Raw genomic sequence first — 19,278 nt, forward strand, 5'->3', positions numbered from 1 at the left:
TTCTTAATTCTTTTTCCAGAAACCGGAAGTGAAAAGCAATAATACTGTAAACAATTCCAAACGTCCCAAGAGCATTAAGAAAGAGAGTAGCCATTTGGCAGCATCCGGCAGTTCACTCCATGAAAAGGCCGGGCCACATGTGCCGAGTCCCGGTCCCATATTGCCTATACTTGAGATCACTGTTCCGATTGATTCCAAAAAACCTACTCCTAAGCCCATCATGACAAGTACACTGATAATCACAATGACTGCATACAAAAAGGTGAAAGCTAGTACGGTAGATTGTATTGAAGGGGAAATCACTTGCTTATTTACTCGTACCGGGAGCACGGCATTAGGGTGAAGAATATGCTTGAATTCGTTTTTTGCAACCTGAAGCAGAATAACCATACGAATACATTTGATACCTCCGGTTGTACTGCCGGCACAAGCTCCGATGATCATTACTATTACAAGACATCCCCAAAGGATAGAAGGCCATAGCATATAATCGGCAGTAGCAAATCCCGTAGAAGTTTGCAAGGAGATCACTTGGAATAGTGATTTGCGGAACGCTTCTTCTATGGAGATAGAAGAAGTCTGATGGAGCCAGACGGCAATAAATATAGTAAAAAAAGAAACACACAAGAAATAGAATTTCAACTCTGCATCATGAATGAACTTTTTTATTTTTCCATTGAACATCAACAGTAATAGCGTGAAGTTGATGCCCGAAAGAAACATGAAAGTAGAGATTACATAATCGATATAGGGTGAGTGATAATATTCAATACTCGCTTGTTTGGTAGAAAATCCACCGGTGCTGGTAGTTGTGAAAGCATGACATATACTATCGAATACGCTCATACCGCCGAGTACTAATAGGACAATTAATGTTCCCGTCATTCCGGCATAAATACCCCAAATCCATTTAGCGGTGATGCCAATGCGGGGATGCACTTTATCATGAGTAGGTCCACTGGCTTCTGCTGCAAACACCTGAATCCCACCCACACCGAAAATCGGTAGAACGGCAATGGTGAAGAATACAATACCCAGACCACCTATCCATTGCGTCATAGCTCGCCAGAAAAGTATTCCATGAGGCATTGACTCTATATTATTCAAGATAGTGGCACCAGTACTGCTGAACCCGGACATCGTTTCAAAAAATGCATCCGTGACACTTGGGATATACCCTCCTATATAATAAGGCAACATTCCGAAAAGGGAAAAGGTGACCCATGCTGCACTGACTATGACATATCCATCACGGCGATTCAGGGAGTTTACTGCATCTTTTCCAATAGCGAGCAGCAGAACCCCGATGCAGGCAGTGACGGCTGATGAAATCAGGAAGCTTTGCAAGTCGTTTTCTTTATAGAAAAGAGAGACCCCTCCACAACATAACAGCATGGCTGTTTCTATCAGAAGCAGAAAACCCAGAATCCGGAATATCATCTTCGAGTTAATCATAGACAAGTAATTTATTAAATAATACTTGATACTTAATACTTAGTTAAAGAACTTCTCAATCTTTTTAATCATCATGCTTAGGCAGAATACGACTACATGGTCGCCGGGGAGGATTTGCGTATCACCTGTCACCAGGATACCTTCTCCGTTACGGATCATTCCTCCGATGGTAGTACCTTTTGGAAGTCCTAGGTCTTTAATCAGGTGTTTGGTTATTTTAGCTCCTTCCGGTACGGTGAATTCTGCAACGTCCGCATTGGCAAAAGTCAGGCATTTCACATTAGAAACGTCGGCATCCAGCATCATTTGGTAGATGTGGCTGGCAGCAATCATTTTTTTATTGATAACCGTGCCGATGTCGAGACTCTCTGCCATACCGATATAGTCGATGTTCTCCACTTCTGCTACCGTTTTTTCCACTCCCATACGTTTGGCGGCGAGACAGGCCAGGATATTCGTTTCCGAGTTGCCGGTCAAGGCTACAAATGCTTCGGTATTTTTTAGCCCTTCTTCGATAAGCAGATCCATGTCACGACCGTCTCCGTTGATAATCATTGTCTTATCATCCAGTAGTTCTGTCAGACGGTTGCAACGGTTCAGGTCATTATCCACTATTTTCACCTGCATATAGTCCGGCACATATTGTGCGGTACGGACTGCGATACGGCTACCTCCCATAATCATTACATTGCGTACGTCGGCATAGTCTTCTTTGCCGGCTATCTTACGTATGTAAGGAATGTATTTGCGGGTAGTGGTGAAATAAACAATGTCATGCAATTTAATAACATCGTCTCCACGAGGGATAATCGTTTCCGTTCCGCGTTTGATGGCTACTACGTGATAAGGAATGTTGGGACCGCCTAGCTGATGCAGCGGTATATTCAGGATTTCAGCCTTTTCGCGCATCTTCGTACCAATCAGAACCAGAGAACCTCCACAGAACTCCCACCATTGGCGTACCCAGCTCATACGCATGGAGGATACGATTTCTTTAGCAGCCAGCATTTCCGGGTAAATCAGAGAATCTACTCCCAGTTTCTGGAAAAACTCTTTATTTTTAGGCAGAAGATATTCATAGTTGTCGATACGCGCCACTGTTTTTTTAGCTCCCAGGTTGGTGGCCAGCATACAGGCAGTCATGTTGCGACTTTCGTCCGGTGTGACTGCGATAAAAAGGTCGGCTTCTTTGACGCCTACTTCTTTCAATCCGGAGATGGAAGAAGGAGAAGCGGCAACAGTCAGCAAGTCAAAATTGGCGCTAAGAGCACTTAGTTTCTCTTCGTTATCATCCATCAAGATAATGTCTTGCTTCTCGCGCGATAACAGCTTGGCCAAATGGGTGCCCACGTTGCCGGCACCGGCAATAATAATCTTCATGTCAATTGATAAATTCTTTTATTTTAGTCAGAATCCCTTCTTCATCCATGCCGCACAGTTGATACAGTTCGGCAACTGATCCATGCTCTACAAATAGGTTAGGGATACCGATACGCTTCACGGTCGGTTTGTATTCGTTGTCTGCCATAAATTCAAGGATAGCACTACCCATCCCGCCTTTGATAATCCCGTCTTCAATAGTCAGGACATGTTGGAATTTCTGTCCTATTTCATGTAGCAGTTCTTCATCCAGCGGTTTCAGGAATCGTAGGTCGTAATGGGCGATAGACAGATTTAAATCAGCTTCTGCCCGGGTGATGGCGCGGGCAGCTATGTTTCCTATCGGTCCGATAGTAATCACTGCAAGGTCATTACCTTCTTTCAGTTTCCGTCCTTTTCCTACCGGAATTTCTTCCAACGGACATTTCCAGTTCACCAATACACCGCGTCCACGGGGGTAACGGATCACGAACGGTCCCTTGTCCGGCAATTGTGCCGTATACATCAGGCGACGTAATTCCTGTTCGTCCATGGGGGAGCTGATAGTCAGATTAGGGATCGGACGTAAACATGCCATGTCAAAAGCTCCGTGATGAGTGGGACCGTCTTCGCCAACCAGTCCGGCGCGGTCGAGACACAAAACAACAGGAAGATTCTGAATCGCTACGTCGTGGATGATATTGTCATGTGCCCGTTGCATAAAAGAAGAATAGATATTGCAGAACGGTTGCAGCCCGTCTTTTGCCATTCCTCCGGAGAAGGTAACTGCATGTCCTTCGGCAATACCGACATCGAAAGCACGTTTCGGCATTTTTTCCATCAATATATTCATCGAACAGCCGCTGGGCATGGCGGGAGTGACACCGACAATCTTCGGGTTGGCTTCGGCAAGTTCCACCAGTGTATTTCCGAATACGTCCTGGAAAAGCGGGGGCATTCCTTCGGTGTTGGCAATGAAACGTTCGCCGGTGACGGGATCGAATTTGCCGGGAGCATGCCATTCGGTGGCGTGCTTCTCTGCCGGTCCGAATCCTTTTCCTTTGATAGTATGCAGATGCAGGATTTTAGGTCCTTGCATATCTTTGATGTCACGTAATACTCTTGCCAGGTTCTTTACGTCGTGTCCGTCTATCGGACCGAAGTAACGGATATTCATCCCTTCAAAAATATTTTGTTGCTGGGCCGCCATTGATTTCAGGCTATTTCCGAAACGGATGAGCGCTTTGCGGCGTTCTTCGTTTAAAATGCCAAGCTTGAACAACATACGCGAGAGCTTGAAACGTAGCTGATTATAGCGGTTAGAAGTTGTCAGGTTGAAAAGATACTGCTTCATGCCTCCTACGCTGCGGTCGATTGCCATATCATTGTCATTCAGGATAATGAGCAGGTTGTTCGACGTGGCAGATGCGTTGTTCAGTCCTTCAAAAGCCAGTCCGCCACTCATTGATCCGTCGCCGATAATGGCTACTACATGGCGTTTGGCGTCTCCTTTCCGGGCGGCTGCGACAGCCATACCGAGAGCGGCAGAAATCGAATTGGAAGCGTGCCCGCACGTGAAAGTATCATATTCACTTTCTTCCGGAGACGGGAAAGGGCGGATTCCTCCGAGTTTCCTGTTTGTGGAAAATGCTTCACGGCGTCCTGTCAGAATTTTGTGGCCGTATGCCTGATGTCCCACGTCCCATACAATACGGTCGTATGGTGTATTGTAGACGTAGTGCAGAGCTACGGTTAGTTCCACGGTTCCCAGGCTGGCGGCGAAGTGTCCGGGGTTGCAGCAGAGTTCTTTAATAATGTCTTGCCTTAGTTCACCGCATACTTCCGGCAGTTGCTCTACGGTTAGTTTACGTAGGTCTTCGGGGTAATTGATGGAGTTTAACAAGTTATATGTTGGTTCACTATTCATGATTCTAGGAAATTTAGTGCAAAAATACGAAAAGAAAGTATATTCGACCTCCTTTTTTTTATAAAATCTTATCCGGTATAAAGCCGTATCTGTTTTTCTATGCTTCTTAAGATTATTGAATCGTGAGGAAAAAGAGGGCGGAAATAGTTTTTTGATTACTTTTGCACATGAAACGTAATGAAATGATGGAAAATCGTATGAACTTTCAAACATCTGTAGAATTACCTGCCGGGATGCCGTCGGTCAGTCATGCAGATCATATTCTTCTGATGGGGTCCTGTTTTGCGGAAAATATCGGGCGACAATTAATGGATGCCGGATTTCAACTGGACCTGAATCCTTTTGGTATTCTTTATAATCCTTTATCCGTCTCATCTGCTTTGAGGGAGATTATAAGAAATAAGGAATACAATAAACAAGATCTGTTTGCCTACAAAGATTTATGGCATAGCCCGATGCATCATGGCTCTTTTTCTGCTTTTACGCCCGAAGAGACATTGCATACCATAAATTCACGTCTTCACCATGCTTATAAAAAACTGCCGGAATTGAACTGGCTGATGGTGACAATGGGAACTGCTTACGTTTATAAACAAAAGGAGAGTGGACAAGTGGTAGCTAATTGCCATCAATTGCCGGAGAGTCACTTTTTGCGTTACCGGCTGTCTGTTGAAGAAATTGTAGAAGATTATACAGCACTCATCACCGAAATGTCAGCCCTGAATCCGGATCTGAAATGGCTGTTTACAGTCAGCCCGATCCGTCATATACGCGACGGGATGCACGCCAACCAGTTAAGCAAATCGACTCTGCTGCTCGCCATCGACCGATTGCAACAACTGTTCCCGGAGCGAGTGTTCTATTTCCCCTCTTATGAAATCATATTGGACGAATTACGTGATTATCGCTTCTATGCCGACGACATGTTGCATCCGTCTCCTTTGGCGATTCGTTACCTGTGGGAACGCTTCTCCGAAACCTTCTTTTCTTCTGAAACAAAGCAGGTTATCGTATCTGTGCAAGACATCCGCCGGGACTTGGCGCACAAACCCTTTCATCCCGAGTCAGAGGCGTATCAACGCTTTTTAGGACAAATAGTGTTAAAAATAGAACGACTTATCGGAAAATACCCGTACTTAGATTTTCAAAAAGAAACAGAACTATGTCATATGCGATTGAATCCATAGCCAAAAGTATCGGTGCCCGCCGTGTGGGCAAACATAAAGCGACTATTGATTGGCTGCTAACAGACAGCCGCTCTTTGAGTTTTCCGGAAGAAACTCTTTTTTTTGCTTTAACTACCAAACGAAACAGCGGAGCCCGTTATATCCCCGATTTATATGACCGGGGCGTACGTAATTTTGTAATTACGGAAGAAGACTTTAAAGAAGTTGAGAATGGAGAGTTGAGAGTTGAGAGTTCTATGCAGCATGATGGTGCGCAGCCCACTCTCAATTCTCAACTCTCAACTCTCAACTTCCTCATCGTTCCCAATCCTCTGAAAGCTTTGCAGAAGCTTGCTGAAACACATCGTGATAAATTTAAAATCCCTGTGATTGGTATCACCGGCAGTAATGGAAAAACCATTGTGAAGGAGTGGTTGCATCAGTTACTTAGCCCGGATCGTTGCATCGTTCGTTCTCCACGCAGTTATAATTCGCAGATCGGAGTCCCACTTTCTGTGTGGCAACTTTCTGAAGAAGCCGAACTGGGTATTTTCGAAGCCGGCATTTCCGAGATGGGGGAGATGGGAGCTTTGAAACGAATGATTAAGCCTACCATTGGTATTCTGACCAATATCGGTGGTGCCCATCAGGAAAACTTCTTCTCCTTGCAGGAGAAATGCATGGAAAAGCTGACGCTTTTCAAAGACTGTGATGTCGTGATTTACAACGGTGATAACGAGTTAATCAGTAATTGTGTCGCAAAATCAATGCTGACGGCGCGTGAGATTGCCTGGAGCCGTACCGACATTGAACGCCCGTTGTATATTAGCCGTGTGACCAAGAAAGAAGATCATACCGTTATATCTTATCGTTATCTGGAGATGGATAATACTTTCTGTATTCCTTTCATCGATGACGCTTCCATTGAAAATGCACTGAATTGTCTGGCAGCTTGTCTTTACCTGATGACACCTGCCGACCAGATAACCGAGCGGATGGCCCGTCTCGAACCGATTGCCATGCGTCTGGAGGTGAAAGAAGGGAAGAATAACTGTGTACTGATTAATGATAGCTACAATTCAGACCTGGCATCATTGGATATTGCTCTCGATTTCCTTGTACGCCGCTCGGAAAAGAAAGGCTTGAAACGGACGCTTATCCTGTCGGATATACTGGAAACCGGACAAAGTACCGCTACGCTTTATCGGCGTGTAGCACAATTGGTACAGAGCAAAGGGATTAATAAACTGATTGGAGTAGGGCAGGAGATATCTTCTTGTTCCGCCCGTTTTAATGATGATCTCGAACGCTATTTCTTTCCTAACACAGAAGCACTCCTTGCATCCAATATACTCAAATCGCTTCATTCGGAAGTGATTTTGGTGAAAGGTTCCCGCGTGTTCAACTTTGATTTGGTATCCGAAGCCCTCGAATTGAAGGTGCATGAAACCATTCTTGAAGTAAATCTCGGGGCGATGGTAGCCAACTTGAACCATTACCGTTCTATGCTTCGCCATCCGGAAACAAAGATGATCTGTATGGTGAAAGCATCAGCTTACGGAGCCGGTTCGTATGAAATTGCCAAGAGTTTGCAGGAACACCATGTCGATTATCTGGCTGTAGCCGTTGCTGACGAAGGTTCCGAACTCCGCAAGGCAGGCATTACCGCCTCTATTATCATTATGGACCCGGAACTTACCGCATTCAAAACCATGTTTGATTATAAACTGGAACCGGAAGTCTATAATTTCCATCTGCTCGACGCACTTATCAAAGCTGCGGAGAAAGAAGGAATCACCAACTTCCCCATTCATGTGAAACTTGATACAGGTATGCACCGTTTGGGCTTTGCGGTAGAGGATATTCCATTGCTTATCCGTCGACTGAAGAATCAGAGCGCGGTGATTCCCCGTTCGGTATTCTCTCATTTTGTAGGAAGTGATTCGTCACAGTTCGACGCTTTCACCCGCGGACAGATTGAATTGTTCGAGAAAGGTTCGCAAGAATTGCAGGCCGCCTTCTCTCATAAGATTCTCCGTCATATCTGTAATACGGCAGGAATCGAACGTTTCCCCGAAGCACAGTACGATATGGTGCGCTTGGGAATCGGACTTTATGGAGTCAGCCCGATAGACAATTCGATAATACATAATGTAAGTACGCTCAAGACTACCATCCTTCAGATCCGGGATGTTCCTCAAGAAGATACGGTAGGATATAGCCGGATGGGGCATTTGGTACGCCCTTCACGCATTGCAGCTATTCCTATCGGTTATGCGGATGGACTGAACCGCCACTTGGGACGCGGCAACGCCTATTGCCTGGTGAACGGAAAGAAAGCTCCTTATGTAGGGAATATCTGTATGGACGTTTGCATGATCGATGTGACGGATATTGATTGTCGGGAAGGCGATCAGGCTATCATCTTCGGTGATGATCTGCCGATTACGGTGTTGTCCGATAAGCTGGAAACGATTCCTTATGAAGTGTTGACAAGTATATCGACACGGGTGAAACGGGTATATTATCAGGATTAATTCACCACAGATTACACGGATTCACACAGATTGAAGAGAATATATAGTAGCAATAAATCGAAAGATAAGCTATAAATCTGTGTGAATCCGTGTAATCTGTGGTGAAAATGATTATATTTGCAGCAACTATTAAAAACCTCTTATATCAAATAAACTTATGACAAACTTATTATTGTTAGGCTTTTTGCCCAGTGGTTCCGAATGGATTATTATCGCTTTGGTTATCCTTCTTCTTTTTGGTGGAAAGAAAATTCCTGAACTGATGCGCGGGTTAGGCAAAGGCGTAAAGAGCTTCAAAGACGGTGTAAACGAAGCGAAAGATGAAATAAACAAGGCTAAAGACGAGTTGGACAAACCTGTAGATCCTTCTAAGAACTAAAAGAGCACAACATACGGATGGCAGAAATGACCTTTTGGGATCATTTGGACGAACTGCGTAAGGTACTTTTTCGGGTAGTTGGAGTTTGGTTTGTATTGGCAATAGGCTATTTTATTGCTATGCCCTACCTCTTCGACCATGTAATACTTGCGCCTTGCCACAATGATTTCATATTCTACGATTTATTACGGCATATCGGTAAAACATTTGATTTGACCGATGACTTCTTCACGCAACAATTTTATGTGAAGCTGGTCAATATCAACTTGGCTGCTCCTTTCTTTATTCACATGTCGACAGCATTTTGGATGTCGGTGGTGACGGCTATGCCTTATATCTTTTTTGAAATATGGCGTTTCATCAATCCCGCCCTTTATCCGAATGAGAGAAAGGGCGTGCGTAAAGCATTGACTATCGGAACACTGATGTTCTTCATCGGTGTACTGTTGGGCTACTTTATGGTTTATCCGTTGACTCTCCGTTTCCTTTCTACTTATCAGTTGAGTTCGGAAGTGGAGAATATCCTGTCGCTCAATTCTTATATCGACAATTTTATGATGCTGATTCTCTGCATGGGATTGGCTTTTGAACTTCCATTGGTTACATGGTTGCTTTCTTTAATGGGAGTGGTCAACAAGTCCTTCCTGCGGAAATACCGCCGTCATGCGGTTGTCATCATAGTGATAGCTGCTGCTATTATTACTCCGACGGGAGATCCGTTCACCTTGAGTGTTGTCGCTATTCCGCTTTATCTGTTGTACGAGATGAGTATTTTGATGATAAAGGACAAGAAGAAAACAGAAGAGGAAGTTGAAGATGAAGCTGGAGATGAAGTTGCCCTGTCCGAAGAGTGAAGCGATAGAATCTTATGAAATCCTTTTAGCAGTTTGCCGGGCGGAAGATGCTTATCTTGCCGTAGGATATAAGCAAATGCGCGACTTGCTGGAGCGTATTTGTCGCGCGCAAATGCAAAACGAAAGTTTACAGATGACCGACCTTTCCGCACGAATCAGTTTCGTGGCGGCTAAGGTCGGTCTTTCTGTTGCAGAGCAGAACCGGCTGCATACTTTCCGGCTCACTTCGAATGCTATCTTGAACCGCCAGCAGGAGCCCAACCGGGAACAACTCTTGCGCGATGCGAAAACGTTAGCTTTCTTTATTCGTAAACTCCTGGAAGAGGATATTCCCATGGAACTATACCGGCTACTTCCGCGTGTGGATGCCACCTACCTGGTTGCGCCTCCTGCCCGCGAACGAGTGCAGCGGATGCGTGTCTGCTTCCAGTATGCTGACGAGCAATATTTGTATGTGACTCCCTTGGACGAAGTCTCGGAGAAACCATATTTAGTTCGTTATAATATCCCTCAAATAAATGAAGAGTTTGCAGAAACGTGCAAATTGCTTTGGCGTCATGCCCAGGTCAATTTATTGGATGTTGCAGTGGATGAGACAGGAATCCTGACTCCTTCTTTCATTGTACTCGAACCGGATTATTTACTTGACATCAGTTCTTTGGCAGAGTGTTTCCGTGATTACGGGCATCATCCGGCCAATTATTTTCTTTCCCGTCTTCAACCGATCGAAAATGCCCGGCCTCTGTTACTGGGAAATATAGCCAATCTTTTTCTGGACGAATGGATTCATGCGAAGAGTGAAGACATAGATTATCGTACCTGTATGCAGAAAGCCTTCCGGCGTTATCCTATTGAGCTGGCTGCCTGTTCCGATTTGCGCGACAAAGAGAAAGAACGCCAATTCTTTGAGGACTGCAAACTGCACTTCGATCATATTCGTGAAACGGTCAATGATACCTTTCATGCAGCCGGTTATGAACTGGACAAGACGGATGCCGTGCTCGAACCGTCTTATATCTGTGAAGCACTCGGACTTCAGGGACGTCTCGACTATATGCAGCGGGATATGTCTTCTTTCATAGAAATGAAATCCGGCAAGGCGGATGAATACGCTATCCGAGGCAAGGTAGAGCCGAAGGAGAATAATAAAGTACAGATGTTACTTTATCAAGCAGTCTTGCAATATTCAATGGGAATGGATCACCGGAAAGTGAAAGCCTATTTGCTTTATACCCGTTATCCGCTCCTTTATCCCTCCCGTCCTTCGTGGGCGATGGTACGTCGGGTGATTGACTTGCGTAACCGCATTGTGGCCGATGAATATGGCGTCCAACTACGCAACAGTCTGGAATATACGGCACAAAAACTGGAAGAAATCAATGCCTCCACCTTGAATGAAAGAGGATTGAAAGGACGTTTTTGGGAAACATACCTGCGTCCCTCTATTGATAACTTTCAATCGAAACTGAAAGCTCTTTCTCCACTGGAAAAGAATTACTTCTATGCGGTGTACAACTTCATTACAAAGGAACTTTATACTTCAAAATCCGGTGATGTGGATTATGAAGGACGTACCGGGGCAGCTTCTTTATGGCTTTCTACATTAGCGGAGAAATGCGAGGCCGGAGAAATCATCTATAATTTGAGAATAAAGGAGAATCATGCTGCCGATGAACATAAAGCCGGACTTACTTTTTCTTTCTTTAAAAAGGAAAAGCTTGGGGAAACTTTGTTGAATGAGTCTGCCGTAAATGACATTACCGGAGATAAAGCTATTGGAAATGATATTACCGGAAATGAAGCCTCTGCAAGTAAGACTGTCAGCAGTGAAGCTCTTGAAACAGAGACTTCTCTTCCTAATTTCCGTCAAGGCGACGCCATTATCCTTTATGAACGTAACCGCGATACAGATAACGTTACCAATAAAATGGTTTTCAAGGGCAATATCGAGTACCTGACAGAAAACGAAATAAGTATTCGCTTACGTGCTACCCAGCAGAACCCATCCGTACTTCCTGCCGAAAGCCTTTATGCGATAGAACATGATACAATGGATACAACATTCCGCTCGATGTATCAGGGGTTATATATTTATCTTTCTGCAAGGAAGGAACGTCGTGACTTGTTGCTGTCACAGCGTCCTCCTCGGTTTGATGAATCATTGGATTCCATGATTTCCCGTTCGGAAGACGATTTTACGCGAATCGCCCTGAAAGCAAAAGCCGCACAGGATTATTTCCTTCTTATCGGACCTCCGGGAACAGGCAAAACTTCATGTGCCCTGAAGAAAATGGTGGAGACTTTTCATGCAGATAAAGATGCGCAGATTCTTTTGCTTTCATACACCAACCGGGCTGTCGATGAGATATGCAAGTCGCTGGCTTCCATTGCTCCGGCTGTTGATTTTATACGTGTGGGAAGTGAATTATCATGTGATGAAGCCTACCGCGGGCATCTGATTGAAAATGAATTATCCTCTTGTAACCGTCGTTCGGAAGTGTACGAACGCATCCGGAATTGTCGGATTATTGTGGGAACGGTAGTGGCTATTTCCGGCAAACCGGAACTGTTTTGTCTGAAACATTTTGATGTAGCTATTATTGATGAAGCTACCCAAATATTGGAACCGCAGTTGTTAGGCATTCTCTGTGCACGTGGAGAAGACGGAAAAGATGCAATAGATAAGTTTGTGTTGATCGGAGATCATAAACAACTGCCTGCTGTGGTACAGCAAAATACGGAGCAATCGGCCATTTATGATGAATCTTTACTGTCTATCGGGTTGACCAATCTGAAAGATTCCTTGTTTGAACGCCTCTACCGGAACTGTACTGCAACAGTTCATCGCTCCTACGATATGCTATGCCGTCAAGGGCGAATGCATCCGGAAGTTGCTTTGTTTGCTAATCGTGCCTTTTATGGAGGGCGTCTGATCCCTGTCGGCTTGCCTCACCAAATAGAATCATCCGATACTATCTGTCGTTTGGCTTTTTATCCCTCTGTGCCGGAGAAGGCCGGAGCATCTGCAAAGATCAACTATTCGGAAGCACGTATTGTTGCCGACTTAGCTGCTCGCATTTATGAAGATCATCAGACAGATTTTGACGAATCCCGTACTTTAGGAATCATTACCCCTTACCGGAGTCAGATAGCATTGATAAAAAAAGAAATAGAATCATTAGGTATTCCAGCTCTGAACCGAATTCTAGTTGACACAGTAGAACGGTTCCAGGGAAGCGAGCGTGATGTAATAATCTATTCCTTCTGTGTCAACTACCCTTACCAACTAAAATTTCTATCCAATCTGACGGAAGAAGAGGGTGTTTTGATCGACCGGAAACTGAATGTTGCCTTGACCCGTGCAAGAAAACAGATGTTCATTACAGGAGTTCCCGAGCTCCTCGAACGCAATCCACTCTATAAAAGTTTATTAAAATTAATAGAAAGCTTCTGAAAAATTGCATCATTTTGCAGATGTTAGTTTTTATTCTCTCTTTATGCAATTCATTAACACCTCTATGTTGAACAAACGCCTATATTTGCAACACGTTTTTTTCATAGAGATTTAGATTTAAGGTTAGAAGAATTGTGGAAGTCGTGAGACTTCCCTTTTTTTCATCTTAACGTTTACTATACTTCATTATAGGAATGCAAAAACACTGTTTCTAGTGTTTCGGTTAAAAATTTTGCAGGAGGATGATGCAGGATAAGTAAACCTAAAAAGCCTTCTTCGTGAGAAGAGGCTTTTTTATTTTTTCATTTTTCATTTTTTTGAATAATTGGTTAAAACAAAAGAGTAACTCGGCGACGAGTTACTCTTTTGTTTTTAACGATTCTATCTGTTCGAATAGATTTACTCTAATACGATAGGTTTGTATTTCGGAACTAATGCCTTCATGATAACCCAACCCAACAGATAAGCTACTGCACATACGCAGAAGATAACGAAATATCCGGCTGGTTTGCCTTCGAATCCCATGAATGTCATGGCTGGGTGTACGAATTGTGCTCCTTGTTCGAGTAATTCTTTTGTCATTTCCACCTCTTTGCCGTCGATCATCGTTGTTCCGGAAGCATATACGAACAAGTTACCTGCCACTTTCTGAAGAATCATAGAGCCTACGCCTCCTGCCATACCACCTATACCGGTGATACTTGCAATAGCTGTTCTTGGGAACATATCGCCTACGGTAGAGAATATATTGGCCGACCAGGATTGATGAGCAGCTCCACCAATACCGATTAAGATAACCGGGAACCATGGAGAAACAGTACCTAACGGTTGTGCTAACAGTACAACCAGCGGGAAGAAGGCGAAGATTAGCATCGCTTTCATACGGGCTGCATACGGATTCATACCTGTTCTGTTGATGAAGATAGTAGGTAATTTACCACCATAGATAGATAACATTGTCACTGCATAAAGCGTAAAGATCAACGCCATACCCAGCGGGTCGGAGGTTTTGATACCGAATTGTGTATTCAGATAAGACGGAGTCCAGAAAAGGAAGAACCACCATACGCCGTCAGTCATGAACTTACCGAAGACAAAGGCCCATGTTTGTTTGTAGCTGAAACATTGCCAGAACTTCATTCTCTTTTCATCTTTTTCATCTGTCATTGGAGCACTGCCTGCTTCGCGATTATCTTGCTCGATGTAATCAAGCTCTGCCTGATTGACATGTTTGCTTTTCGACGGGGCATCATACATAAACACCCAGAATCCCATCCAGATAAAGCCAAGTCCACCAATTACGATAAATGCCATTTCCCAACCGAACATTTTTGCCAGAATAGGAATGGTAAGAGGAGCGATCAATGCTCCGATAGATGCACCGGCATTAAAGATAGAAGTAGCATAAGCACGGTCTTTTTTAGGGAAGTACTCTGCGGTTACTTTAATAGCGGCAGGGAAGTTACCGGCTTCTCCTAAAGCGAGGATACAGCGGGCGGCGAGGAAGCAGTACATACTGACCGTAGCAATAGTCACTACCACATCTCCTGTGGCACCTGCCAGTTCTGCTGCACTATGAAGTCCAACTTGTGCTTCTGTGACAATACCACAAACGGCATGAAGACAAGCACCTGCCGACCAGACACCGATAGCCCATAAAAATCCTTTTTTAGTTCCCATCCAGTCGACAAAACGACCGGCAAACAGCATACATATAGCGTATACAATGGAGAAAACAGAAGTAATAGTACCGTAGTGAGATTCGTCCCAGTGGAATTCCGGTTTGATAAATTCATCCCACGTCAATGAGAGAACCTGACGGTCGAGATAGTTAACTGTAGTAGCAAAAAATAGCATAGCACAGATGGTCCATCTGTAGTTTGTCATCTTTTCGCCTGTTTTTTGAAATGCATTCATGATAATGGATTTAAATAGATTTTGTTTCGTTGACAAAGGTCGGTATTTCGACTGAATTTTATTTGTAAAAATTGGTCAAAATCATGTATTATTCGTTGCATTATATATGCTATTTGTTTCAAAGGATATAAAAATGTCTCATAGCATTATCATTTGCAACGTTGGGGGTAATACAGAAAGAAGATAAACGAGTTTGTGAATCAAGAGCAAATGAGTCTTATCTTTTAGACGCAGATGACGCGGATAATGCGGATTCTTATTTTTGATCCGTGCTATCCGCGTTATCTGCGTCTGAAAAATTATATGTCATACAGGAATACGCAACGGTTAGCGCATTTCTGTATATTTGATCTTGTCCATGTCTCCGTAATCGAGGTTTTCACCTGCCATACCCCAGATAAACATGTAGTTGCTTGTTCCGGCAGCAGCGTGGATAGACCATTCCGGTGACATGATAGCCTGCTCGTTCTGCATCCATACGACGCGTTCTTCTTGAGGTTCGCCCATGAAGTGGCAAATAGCATTTCCTGCCGGTACATTGAAGTAGAAGTATGCTTCTACACGACGAGAGTGAGTGTGTGCCGGCATGGTGTTCCATACGCTACCCGGTTTCAGTTCAGTCAATCCCATTTGCAGTTGGCAGGGGCCTTCTTCAAGTACGTTGTTAACAATCAACTGGTTGATAACGCGGTCGTTGCTTTCTTCCAGCTTTCCGGCAGCAAATGAGTTTGCTTTCAGAGAACCTTTACGTCCGTCGATAGTAATCAATTGAGTCTTGTATTCTTTGTGGGCAGTAGCCGAGTTGATGTAGAATTTGGCAGGATTGCTGGAATCTTTGCTCTTGAAAGTCACTTTCTGCTTGCCTCTACCTACGTACAGGGCATCTTTGAATTTCAGCGTATATTCTTTACCGTCTACGGTTACGATACCTTCGCCACCAATGTTGATGACACCCAGTTCGCGGCGTTCGAGGAAGAATTTAGATTTCAACGGGTCGATTGTTTCAAGTACCAATTCTTTTGTTGCAGGCACTGCGCCACCGAAGATCAGACGGTCGTACATAGAATAAGTAACGTTGATTTCGTTTGGAACCATTACTTTTTCCATCAGGAAGCTACTGCGCAAGCGGTTAGTATCATACGTTTTCACGTCTTGCGGACTGCAAGCCACTTGCATCTTGTAATTCACCTGGGCGGAGGCAGACATTGCTGCGATACCCAACATCATTGCAATTGCTAATTTTTTCATCTTTCGAGTTTTTTATTGAGTTATATATTATATACCACTTATTATAATCAGTTAAAGGCTTTTCTACTTATTCCTTATTACTGTTCAATGCGTTCTTTGCGTCGTTTCTAGTCATGCGGATACGGTTGTAGATAGCCATTCCGAGTGCCAGTGCCACGAGGATGGCAGGGCCGATAATCTTCAGACTGTAAGTAAGGTGGAAGATACCCCAGCAGAAGAGACTGGAAGCAAAGTCAAGTGCGCCGCCTTCAAAACCGGCGGGGATGTTTACTGTCGGGTCACCTGTTGCTTCGTATACATCTTTAGCAGCCAGTGTGAAGAAGCCTGCCAGTCCTGTTACGAAATACAGACCTACAATCAATGCTACCAGGCCGATAATAAATGATTTCACTACGTTACCTTTTGTAATAGGCAGAATCATCGGGAACAGGTAGAACATACCTGCCAGAGAAGCCAGCGGTAAGAAACGGTTGCCCGGAAGGATAACAGCCAGGAAAATAGTGACAGGGATCAACAGCAGAGATACCACCAGGGTAGTCGGGTGACCGATAACCAGTGCAGGGCTCATACCGATGCTCAAACCGGTGTTATTCTTATATTTCTTAGCGATCAGTTCGCGGGTAGCGTCAGAGATCGGTTTCAAACCTTCGATAAAGAGGCTGGTGATACGTGGAATCAATTCCATCACCGCACCCATCTTGATACCCAGTCCTAAAATGCCCGGAATATTATCCAATACTTCTTTCCAGCTGGCACAACCCAATGCGCCGATACCGCAACCGATTACGATACCCAAGAACAGCGGTTCACCCATCAATCCGAATTTCTTTTTCATACCTTCAGAATCGATATTCAGCTTGTCGAATCCCGGAATTTTATCCAATAGTTTATTGATTACAATAGCAAACGGAACGAAACTTTGGCAGAACGGTTGAGGAATAGAGATACCGTCCATTTTATCATAGAACTTTTGAAAAGCAGGAGCAGTCATATCAGCCATTACCAGTGTAATGATGTAACAGATGATGGCAGCGAAGAATCCCCAATAGATATTGTCGGAAGCGAAGTACACGATAGCACCGATAAATGCGAAGTGCCAATAGTTCCAAAGGTCGATATTGACGGTACGGGTTGTTTTGGTAAGCAACATTAATAAATTGACTCCCAAGCAAACAGGGATAATGAAAGCACCGACTGAAGTGTTGTAAGCTACCGCCGCAGCAGAAGGCCAACCCATGTCGAAAATTCCCAATTCCAATCCGTAGATTTCAACCATTTTACTTAATGCCGGACCCAGACTGCTGGTGAGCAATGCCGTCACTACTGATAAACCAACGAAACCGACACCAACCAACAAACCGCTCTTCAGCGCTTTGGGAAGTTTAATACCGATACATACTCCTAAAATCGTGAAAATGATTGGCATCATTACTGCCGCTCCAAGACCGATAATGTACTTAAATACTTCTTCCATTCTGTTCTATTTTTTCTCTGTTTTAATGATAAATTACCTGTGTTTCCCCAGAGGGTATTAGTTGTAAACCGTGCCAAAAGTAAGACCTTTTTTGCTTTCTTCCAAAACGAAACTCTTAATTTATGAGATATTGCATCAAAAATGGACATTTTTGACGTTTGCGTGCACAAAATTAGTCGTTTCCGTGCACGAAAAACAAAAAATGCACCTACTTGACTAAAAAATCCCACTGGGTTTGGAGAAAAAACACTACTTTCGTACCGTGAAAAAAGACTATGTTGAATCCTTAAAATAACAAACCATGAGACGAACTCCTTTTTATAATTTTTTTATAGTGGCTTTATTGGTTACAATGACCGCTTCTGTATCGGCACAACAGGTAGACAGCAAGCTTCCCTGGTCTGTGCGACTGACTGAATCGGAAATGATCCGTTACCCCGAATCCTGGCAGCTCGACTTTCAGCCGAAACTGAAATGGGATTATTGCCACGGACTTGAACTGGGAGCCATGCTCGATGTGTACGACGCTTATGGCGACAAGAAAATTCGCGATTACGCCATCGCGTATGCGGATACAATGGTGCACGAGGACGGAAGCATTACCGCTTATAAATTAACCGATTATAGCCTCGACCGTATCAACTCCGGAAAAATCCTTTTCCGTATCTATGAGCAGACCAAGAATCCTAAATATAAGAAAGCGCTCGACCTGCTTTATAGCCAGTTTGAAGGACAACCGCGTAATGAGGACGGTGGTTTTTGGCATAAAAAGATTTATCCCCACCAGATGTGGCTGGACGGAATTTACATGGGAGCTCCTTTCTACGCAGAGTATGCATTCCGTAATAATCTTCCGCAGGACTATGCAGATGTAATCAACCAGTTTGTCACTTGTGCCCGTCATACGTACGATCCTAAAAACGGTCTTTATCGTCATGCGTGCGATGTAAGCCGCACTCAACGTTGGGCGGACCCGGTGACCGGACAGTCGAAACATACGTGGGGACGTGCGATGGGATGGTATGCGATGGCATTGGTGGATGTGCTCGAATTTATTCCGCAGCATGAAGCCGGAAGAGATTCCCTGCTTGATATATTGAATAATGTAGCTGTGCAGGTGAAGAAACTTCAGGACCCGAAGACCGGAGGATGGTATCAGGTGATGGACCGGAGTGGTGATAAGGGTAATTACGTAGAATCTTCCTGTTCCGCTATGTTCATTTATTCGCTCTTTAAGGCGGTTCGTTTGGGATATATTGATAAGTCTTATCTGGATGTGGCATTGAAAGGCTACAAAGGATTCCTGGATAATTTTATCGAAGTGGACAAGAACGGATTGGTAACCATCACCAAGGCTTGTGCAGTGGCAGGATTGGGAGGAAAGGTCTATCGTTCCGGCGATTATGACTATTATATTAATGAAACTATCCGCAATAACGATCCTAAAGCCGTAGGACCTTTTATTATGGCTAGCTTGGAATACGAACGTTTACAAAAGTAATTTCCGA

The 19,278-nt window shown here is 44.1% G+C and carries 12 protein-coding genes; 6 read left to right on the forward strand and 6 right to left on the reverse strand.

Features of this window, described 5'->3' with window-relative positions:
- Positions 1 to 3: 3 nt before the first annotated feature.
- From BXY_RS15260 to dxs, 3 genes are read right to left on the reverse strand one after another with little or no spacing between them, the layout of a single operon-like run.
- Positions 4 to 1,455 carry a TrkH family potassium uptake protein gene (locus BXY_RS15260; RefSeq protein ID WP_015532375.1) on the reverse strand — a complete coding sequence of 484 codons (1,452 nt, stop codon included), beginning with the start codon at positions 1,453 to 1,455 and terminating at the stop codon, positions 4 to 6.
- Positions 1,456 to 1,494: 39 nt separating this feature from the next.
- Positions 1,495 to 2,835 carry a Trk system potassium transporter TrkA gene (trkA, locus tag BXY_RS15265; RefSeq protein WP_015532376.1) on the reverse strand — a complete coding sequence of 447 codons (1,341 nt, stop codon included), beginning with the start codon at positions 2,833 to 2,835 and terminating at the stop codon, positions 1,495 to 1,497.
- A gap of 1 nt (position 2,836) precedes the next feature.
- Complete coding sequence (dxs, locus tag BXY_RS15270; RefSeq protein WP_015532377.1) at positions 2,837 to 4,741, reverse strand: 1-deoxy-D-xylulose-5-phosphate synthase; 1,905 nt, start codon at positions 4,739 to 4,741, stop codon at positions 2,837 to 2,839.
- 167 nt (positions 4,742 to 4,908) lie between these two features.
- Between dxs and BXY_RS15275 the strand changes: the two genes are divergently transcribed.
- The 5 genes from BXY_RS15275 to BXY_RS15295 all read left to right on the forward strand — a co-directional run bounded on the left by BXY_RS15275 (position 4,909) and on the right by BXY_RS15295 (position 13,131).
- The gene (locus BXY_RS15275; protein WP_015532378.1) at positions 4,909 to 5,928 is read left to right on the forward strand and encodes a GSCFA domain-containing protein; all 1,020 of its coding nucleotides are present in this window, start codon (positions 4,909 to 4,911) and stop codon (positions 5,926 to 5,928) included.
- Positions 5,904 to 8,444: a bifunctional UDP-N-acetylmuramoyl-tripeptide:D-alanyl-D-alanine ligase/alanine racemase gene (locus tag BXY_RS15280; protein WP_015532379.1), complete on the forward strand. Its 2,541-nt coding sequence runs from the start codon at positions 5,904 to 5,906 to the stop codon at positions 8,442 to 8,444. The genes BXY_RS15275 and BXY_RS15280 overlap by 25 nt, the downstream gene beginning before the upstream one ends.
- A 157-nt stretch (positions 8,445 to 8,601) precedes the next feature.
- Positions 8,602 to 8,823 (forward strand): twin-arginine translocase TatA/TatE family subunit, encoded by a 222-nt coding sequence (gene tatA / locus BXY_RS15285; protein WP_004301497.1) that lies wholly within the window; start codon positions 8,602 to 8,604, stop codon positions 8,821 to 8,823.
- Positions 8,824 to 8,840: 17 nt separating this feature from the next.
- The gene (tatC, locus tag BXY_RS15290) at positions 8,841 to 9,677 is read left to right on the forward strand and encodes a twin-arginine translocase subunit TatC (RefSeq protein ID WP_004324871.1); all 837 of its coding nucleotides are present in this window, start codon (positions 8,841 to 8,843) and stop codon (positions 9,675 to 9,677) included.
- Complete coding sequence (locus BXY_RS15295; protein ID WP_015532380.1) at positions 9,640 to 13,131, forward strand: AAA domain-containing protein; 3,492 nt, start codon at positions 9,640 to 9,642, stop codon at positions 13,129 to 13,131. Before tatC ends, BXY_RS15295 begins: the two co-directional genes overlap by 38 nt.
- Before the next feature lie 399 nt (positions 13,132 to 13,530).
- On the opposite strand, the gene BXY_RS15300 is transcribed toward BXY_RS15295, so the two are convergent.
- From BXY_RS15300 to BXY_RS15310, 3 genes are all read right to left on the reverse strand, one after another.
- On the reverse strand, positions 13,531 to 15,048 hold the full coding sequence (locus BXY_RS15300; RefSeq protein ID WP_004301500.1) for an MFS transporter: 1,518 nt from the start codon (positions 15,046 to 15,048) through the stop codon (positions 13,531 to 13,533).
- 327 nt (positions 15,049 to 15,375) lie between these two features.
- Entirely contained in the window at positions 15,376 to 16,296 is a 921-nt protein-coding gene (gene kduI / locus BXY_RS15305; RefSeq protein ID WP_004301501.1) for a 5-dehydro-4-deoxy-D-glucuronate isomerase, read from the reverse strand.
- Between the two features lie 67 nt (positions 16,297 to 16,363).
- On the reverse strand, positions 16,364 to 17,770 hold the full coding sequence (locus tag BXY_RS15310) for a PTS galactitol transporter subunit IIC (RefSeq protein ID WP_004301502.1): 1,407 nt from the start codon (positions 17,768 to 17,770) through the stop codon (positions 16,364 to 16,366).
- Positions 17,771 to 18,071: 301 nt separating this feature from the next.
- Here BXY_RS15310 and BXY_RS15315 point away from each other — a divergent pair, with 301 nt between their 5' ends.
- The gene (locus BXY_RS15315; RefSeq protein ID WP_004320969.1) at positions 18,072 to 19,271 is read left to right on the forward strand and encodes a glycoside hydrolase family 88/105 protein; all 1,200 of its coding nucleotides are present in this window, start codon (positions 18,072 to 18,074) and stop codon (positions 19,269 to 19,271) included.
- Positions 19,272 to 19,278 lie beyond the last annotated feature (7 nt).

This window comes from Bacteroides xylanisolvens XB1A, assembly GCF_000210075.1.
In the GTDB taxonomy this organism is placed as follows: Bacteria; Bacteroidota; Bacteroidia; order Bacteroidales; family Bacteroidaceae; genus Bacteroides; species Bacteroides xylanisolvens.